Genomic DNA, 4,659 nt, shown 5'->3' on the forward strand with positions numbered 1-4,659 from the left:
ATTTATTACTAATGAAAAGAGAGGGTAAATTAGATAGTTTAACTAAAGATTCTAGAGTTATTATTCAAAAAAGAAATCCTCAAACAGGTATTTTTGCTGTTGAAGAAAAATAAAAAATAACATAATTTACAAAATCCCCTTAAAAGCTTACCTTTATAAGGGGATTCTTATTTTAAATATTTTTTATAAATAAATCATCAATATTTTCTTCTTTTTCAATTTCTTTATAAGCTAAATATTGATTATTATAAATTTTAGCATCATTTATATTTTTTGTTAAATATTTCATTGAATTTATATAAAAAATATCTTCAAAACCTTCATTTTCATCTCTCCATACTTTACATATAACATACTTACCTTTATAATTTTTTAATCTGTATTTTTTAAAAAATATAATAAATATTTCCAATAAAAATCTAATTAATAGTAATCCTGAACTTATAACTGAAGCTAAATTTACTATTTCTGTATATTTCATATCTGTCCTTTCTTTTATATTCTAACTACAAATACATTTAATGAGATATTCTGACTAAGTAGAGCAACCAAGGCATCCTCTTCAGTATTAAACATAATAGTCTTATCACCTAATAATCCATAAGCTATTCCATCATTTCCATAAATAGACACATACTTTAATATTTTATACTTATTTGTCTCTTCTCTATCTATAATACAAAATACAAATTTACCCTTATATTTTTTAATTTTAAGTAATTCACTAACAATTCTATATATTCCTCTCACTGAAAAAATAAATATTGCTAATGACAATACAATTGAAACTAATTCTTTTAACATAATTCCTCTTTCATAATTCTAATTATTTTATTCACTTTCTACAAATATTACTTTTTTTCCATCATCTCTCTTACCTAAACAATTCCCTAATATCTTCATACTTTCAAAACAAGATTTTTCATCTAAATAAAAAGAACACAACATACAAATATCCAATTTTTCATTGTGAGATAATTTTAAAGTACTTATGTCTATAGGAGTATAATTTACTCCATTCATTTCTCTACTTTTACTAATTTCTAATTCCATAAAATTCACCTCACTTTATTTAATTCCCTTTTTATCTAGTATACTCTTATTAACTTAATTTACAAGGAAAATAAAATATTTCAAATCTTTGTTTTTTAATTGAAAATATTAATAATAACTATGATATACTATATCATCTAAAAATTTAATATAAAAAATAATTTATTTTATAAGGAGGAAGCAATTGAAAATAGATATTCAATTATTTAAATTACAAGATAAAAAATATAAAGAATTTCATAAAAAATTAATCCCAAATATTAAAGAGGAAAATATTATAGGAGTAAGAGTCCCTATTTTACGAGCTTTTGCTTCTTCTTTTTATAAAACAAATAAAATTCAGGCAATTGAATTTTTAAATACTCTACCTCATAAATATTACGAAGAAAATAATCTTCATAGTTTTTTTATCGAAAATATTAAAGATTATAAAGAAACTTTAATATATACTGAAAATTTTCTACCTTATATTGATAACTGGGGAACTTGCGATTCCTTCTCTCCAAAAATATTTAAAAAATACCCCAATGAGATTTATGATAAAATAAAGATATGGATTAATTCAGATAAAACATATACTGTTAGATTTGCAATTGGACTCCTTCTTCGTAATTATCTTAATGATAATTTTAATATAGAGATGTTATACTTAGTTTCAAAAGTTAAATCTAATGAATACTATATTAATATGATGATAGCTTGGTATTTCTCTACAGCTTTAGTAAAACAATATGAATTAACAATTTATTTTCTTGAAAATAAAATCTTAGATAAATGGATTCATAATAAAACTATTCAAAAATCTTGTGAAAGTTTAAGGTTTTCAAAGAAACAAAAAGAGTACTTTAAAAGTTTAAAAATAAAATAATTTTAATTTTCATATTGACTTTTAATTTCTATGTGGTAATAAAGATAGCATAAACTTTATCTAACATAATTTGGAGGTCAATATGTTTCTAATAATTTTACTTTTAGCAATTTGTGTATACGTACTTATTCAAAATGATGTTGAAGAAAATAAAAATTCTAAATAAATTTTATCTTTTCCTTAGAATCTTTGATATAATATACTGGTAAATTAATATGCAAGGAGTGTTTCTATTGAAAAAAACAATAAAAAAAGGGGAGTTACATCCTAACAATCCCCATAAAGGAAAATATAATTTTAAAATACTAACTGAAAATTTACCTGAACTAAAATCTTTTATTATAAAAAATCCAAATGGTGAAGATACAATTGACTTTAGTAATAGTAATGGAGTTATTCTTCTTAACAAAGCTTTAATTAAAACATACTACAATGTTGATTATTGGGATATTCCAAAAGGATTTTTATGTCCTCCTATTCCTGGTAGAGCAGACTATATCCATTATATAAACGATCTTTTAACTTTAGCTAAAAAAGATAATATAAATGTTTTAGATATTGGAACAGGTGCTAATTGTATCTATCCTATCATAGGAAGTCAAACATATAATTGGAACTTTACCGGTTCAGATATTGATCCTAATTCCATTGAAAATGCTGAAAAAATTATTAATGCAAATGAAAATTTAAAAAATAAAATAAAATTAAAATTACAAAAAGATAAAAATCATATTTTTGTAGGAATCATAGAAAAAAATAATTATTTTCATCTAACTATGTGTAATCCTCCATTCCACTCCTCACTGGAAGAGGCTTTGAAAGCTAATAAAAGAAAAGTAAATAATCTTAGTAAAGATAATAAAAATATTAAAGATGGTTTAAATTTTGGAGGACAAAAAGCAGAGCTTTGGTGTTCTGGAGGAGAGCGTCTTTTCTTAAAAAAAATGGCCAAAGAAAGTGCTCTTTTTTCATCTCAAGTATTTTGGTTTTCATCTTTAGTAGCTAATAAAGACAATATAAAGCCAACTATAAAAGTTCTTGAAAAACTTGGAGCTAAATACAAAATTTTAGAGATGAGTCAAGGACAAAAAATTAGTAGAGTTTTAGCTTGGACATACTCTAAAATTTAAATATTTTCTTGCATGGAACTATAATTTTTTAGTTCCATTTTTTAATCTAAAAAATTAGCTTCATTATTAATAAATTCTTGAAATTTTTCTATAAATCTACAAAGATGAAATCCATCACATACTGCATGATGAACTTGTATAGATAAAGGAATTAAATATTTTTTATTGTCTAATATAAATTTACCAAAGGTGAATATTGGAAGATAATAATCATATGCATTTTTTAAATTTAAATTGAATCCATCAAAACTATTCCAAGGAATCATAGAAACTGGAAAAGTATTTTCAGGAAGATTTTCTTTCCCCATTATTTTTATACTATCTCCATATTGAGAGATATTAAAAATATAAGATTTATAAAATTCAGAATAACATTTTATAGAATCAATCCAAAAATTAGTAAACAATTCATTTCCTTCTTTTAAATAAGTATAGCAAGGATATACTTTTTCATAAATTCCTAAAATCCCCTCAGAATTTTTATTTATTCTAAATTCTTCAACTTTATTAATAGTTTTTGTTAAAGCAAATATTAAAGCTGGATAAATTTTTAAATTCATTTTTTTTAAATTAGTTATATCTATCTTAGTTGTTAAACTTATTGTGCAAGGTGTATCTTTTGAAAAATGTTCATAATATTCTTTTCTTTTCCATGTTTCAATATTAATTTCTTTAAAAATCATAAAAACCTCCAATTTTTTATCAAAGTTTAATATAAAAAATAATAAATTGCAATAAAAACTCTTACTAAGTAGTCTTAATTTTAAATAGTCATATTGACTTATTTCTATTATTAAAGTATATATTAGAGTATTTTAATCTTTGTATAAGGAGTAAAAAAAATGAATAAACCAATAAAAATAGAAAGAAATTTAAGTATTATAGCAATGGACTATTTAAAAGTAGCTAATGTTAATACTATGATAGAGTTAAAAAAAACTATCTATTGGGAATATTATATAAATGAAACCAATAGAATACTGGGGATAGTTGTAGATAAAGAAAAAGAAATAAAATCAATGGAAAATGAATTGTTATGTTCCCAATGTAAAACTAACTTAGGGTTTAAACAAGGTAATATTTATTTGATAGAGGACAATTTAAAATTTATGAATGATTTATCAGAAATAGTTATTGTTTGTAAATGTGGTGAAAAGAATATATTTAAAAATATAAAATAAAATGAGTGGGTAGGGTACTTTTAACATAGTATCCTTTTTTTATTCTAAAAAATTTAAAAAATAACAGGAGCAAGAAAATGGAATTTGATATAAAAGAACTAGAAGAATTGAAATTTATTCATAAAATAAGATGTGTTAAATGTAATAAATTACTAGGTGGAGTATTGGAAAATGGATATGTTACGAGCTGTAAAAAAGGAAATCACTACTCAAATGGAGATTGCCATATATTTATTTGTGGAAAGAATGAAAAAGCCATTGCAGAATGTGGGGCTGTAACAACAGTAGAAGTGTCTAAGATTAGAGAAAAACTTAAAAATAAAACATATAAAGAGTTTTATAAAGAATAAATATTGAAAATAAACTATGAAATTAAAAAATGTAAATAGGAGAACTGAATAATGGAAAAAGTAAAAATAAAAGGAAA

The 4,659-nt window shown here is 22.5% G+C and carries 8 protein-coding genes; 4 read left to right on the forward strand and 4 right to left on the reverse strand.

From position 1 onward, the window contains the following. Positions 1–172: 172 nt before the first annotated feature. The 3 genes from Q0V09_RS07935 to Q0V09_RS07945 are packed head-to-tail and all read right to left on the reverse strand — an operon-like array spanning position 173 to position 1,053. Positions 173–481 (reverse strand): hypothetical protein, encoded by a 309-nt coding sequence (locus tag Q0V09_RS07935; RefSeq protein WP_297406318.1) that lies wholly within the window; start codon positions 479–481, stop codon positions 173–175. 14 nt (positions 482–495) lie between these two features. Next, positions 496–804, reverse strand: coding sequence for a hypothetical protein (locus tag Q0V09_RS07940; protein ID WP_297488274.1), 309 nt, complete (start codon positions 802–804; stop codon positions 496–498). 27 nt (positions 805–831) lie between these two features. Then, a complete protein-coding gene (locus Q0V09_RS07945) occupies positions 832–1,053 on the reverse strand; it encodes a hypothetical protein (RefSeq protein ID WP_297488277.1) in 222 nt (73 codons plus the stop codon). A 184-nt stretch (positions 1,054–1,237) separates the two neighbouring features. Here Q0V09_RS07945 and Q0V09_RS07950 point away from each other — a divergent pair, with 184 nt between their 5' ends. Further along, positions 1,238–1,921 carry a DNA alkylation repair protein gene (locus tag Q0V09_RS07950; RefSeq protein ID WP_297488281.1) on the forward strand — a complete coding sequence of 228 codons (684 nt, stop codon included), beginning with the start codon at positions 1,238–1,240 and terminating at the stop codon, positions 1,919–1,921. 233 nt (positions 1,922–2,154) lie between these two features. Next, entirely contained in the window at positions 2,155–3,051 is an 897-nt protein-coding gene (rlmF, locus tag Q0V09_RS07955) for a 23S rRNA (adenine(1618)-N(6))-methyltransferase RlmF (RefSeq protein WP_297488284.1), read from the forward strand. A gap of 41 nt (positions 3,052–3,092) precedes the next feature. Here rlmF and Q0V09_RS07960 read toward each other — a convergent pair whose 3' ends face one another. Continuing rightward, positions 3,093–3,734 carry a CatA-like O-acetyltransferase gene (locus Q0V09_RS07960; protein WP_297488287.1) on the reverse strand — a complete coding sequence of 214 codons (642 nt, stop codon included), beginning with the start codon at positions 3,732–3,734 and terminating at the stop codon, positions 3,093–3,095. A gap of 159 nt (positions 3,735–3,893) precedes the next feature. On the opposite strand from Q0V09_RS07960, the gene Q0V09_RS07965 reads away from it, so the two are divergent. Next, the gene (locus tag Q0V09_RS07965) at positions 3,894–4,232 is read left to right on the forward strand and encodes a hypothetical protein (RefSeq protein WP_297488289.1); all 339 of its coding nucleotides are present in this window, start codon (positions 3,894–3,896) and stop codon (positions 4,230–4,232) included. 77 nt (positions 4,233–4,309) lie between these two features. Then, positions 4,310–4,582, forward strand: coding sequence for a hypothetical protein (locus Q0V09_RS07970; RefSeq protein WP_297488292.1), 273 nt, complete (start codon positions 4,310–4,312; stop codon positions 4,580–4,582). Positions 4,583–4,659: the final 77 nt, after the last annotated feature.

The organism is uncultured Cetobacterium sp. (assembly GCF_947039425.1).
GTDB lineage: Bacteria > Fusobacteriota > Fusobacteriia > Fusobacteriales > Fusobacteriaceae > Cetobacterium_A.

Excerpts from the sequence above, each read along its gene's own strand:
- Q0V09_RS07935 (WP_297406318.1), bottom strand. The coding sequence starts at position 481 with ATGAAATATACAGAAATAGTAAATTTAGCTTCAGTTATAAGTTCAGGA.
- Q0V09_RS07940 (WP_297488274.1), bottom strand. The coding sequence starts at position 804 with ATGTTAAAAGAATTAGTTTCAATTGTATTGTCATTAGCAATATTTATT.
- Q0V09_RS07945 (WP_297488277.1), bottom strand. The coding sequence starts at position 1,053 with ATGGAATTAGAAATTAGTAAAAGTAGAGAAATGAATGGAGTAAATTAT.
- Q0V09_RS07960 (WP_297488287.1), bottom strand. The coding sequence starts at position 3,734 with ATGATTTTTAAAGAAATTAATATTGAAACATGGAAAAGAAAAGAATAT.
- Q0V09_RS07965 (WP_297488289.1), top strand. The coding sequence starts at position 3,894 with ATGAATAAACCAATAAAAATAGAAAGAAATTTAAGTATTATAGCAATG.
- Q0V09_RS07970 (WP_297488292.1), top strand. The coding sequence starts at position 4,310 with ATGGAATTTGATATAAAAGAACTAGAAGAATTGAAATTTATTCATAAA.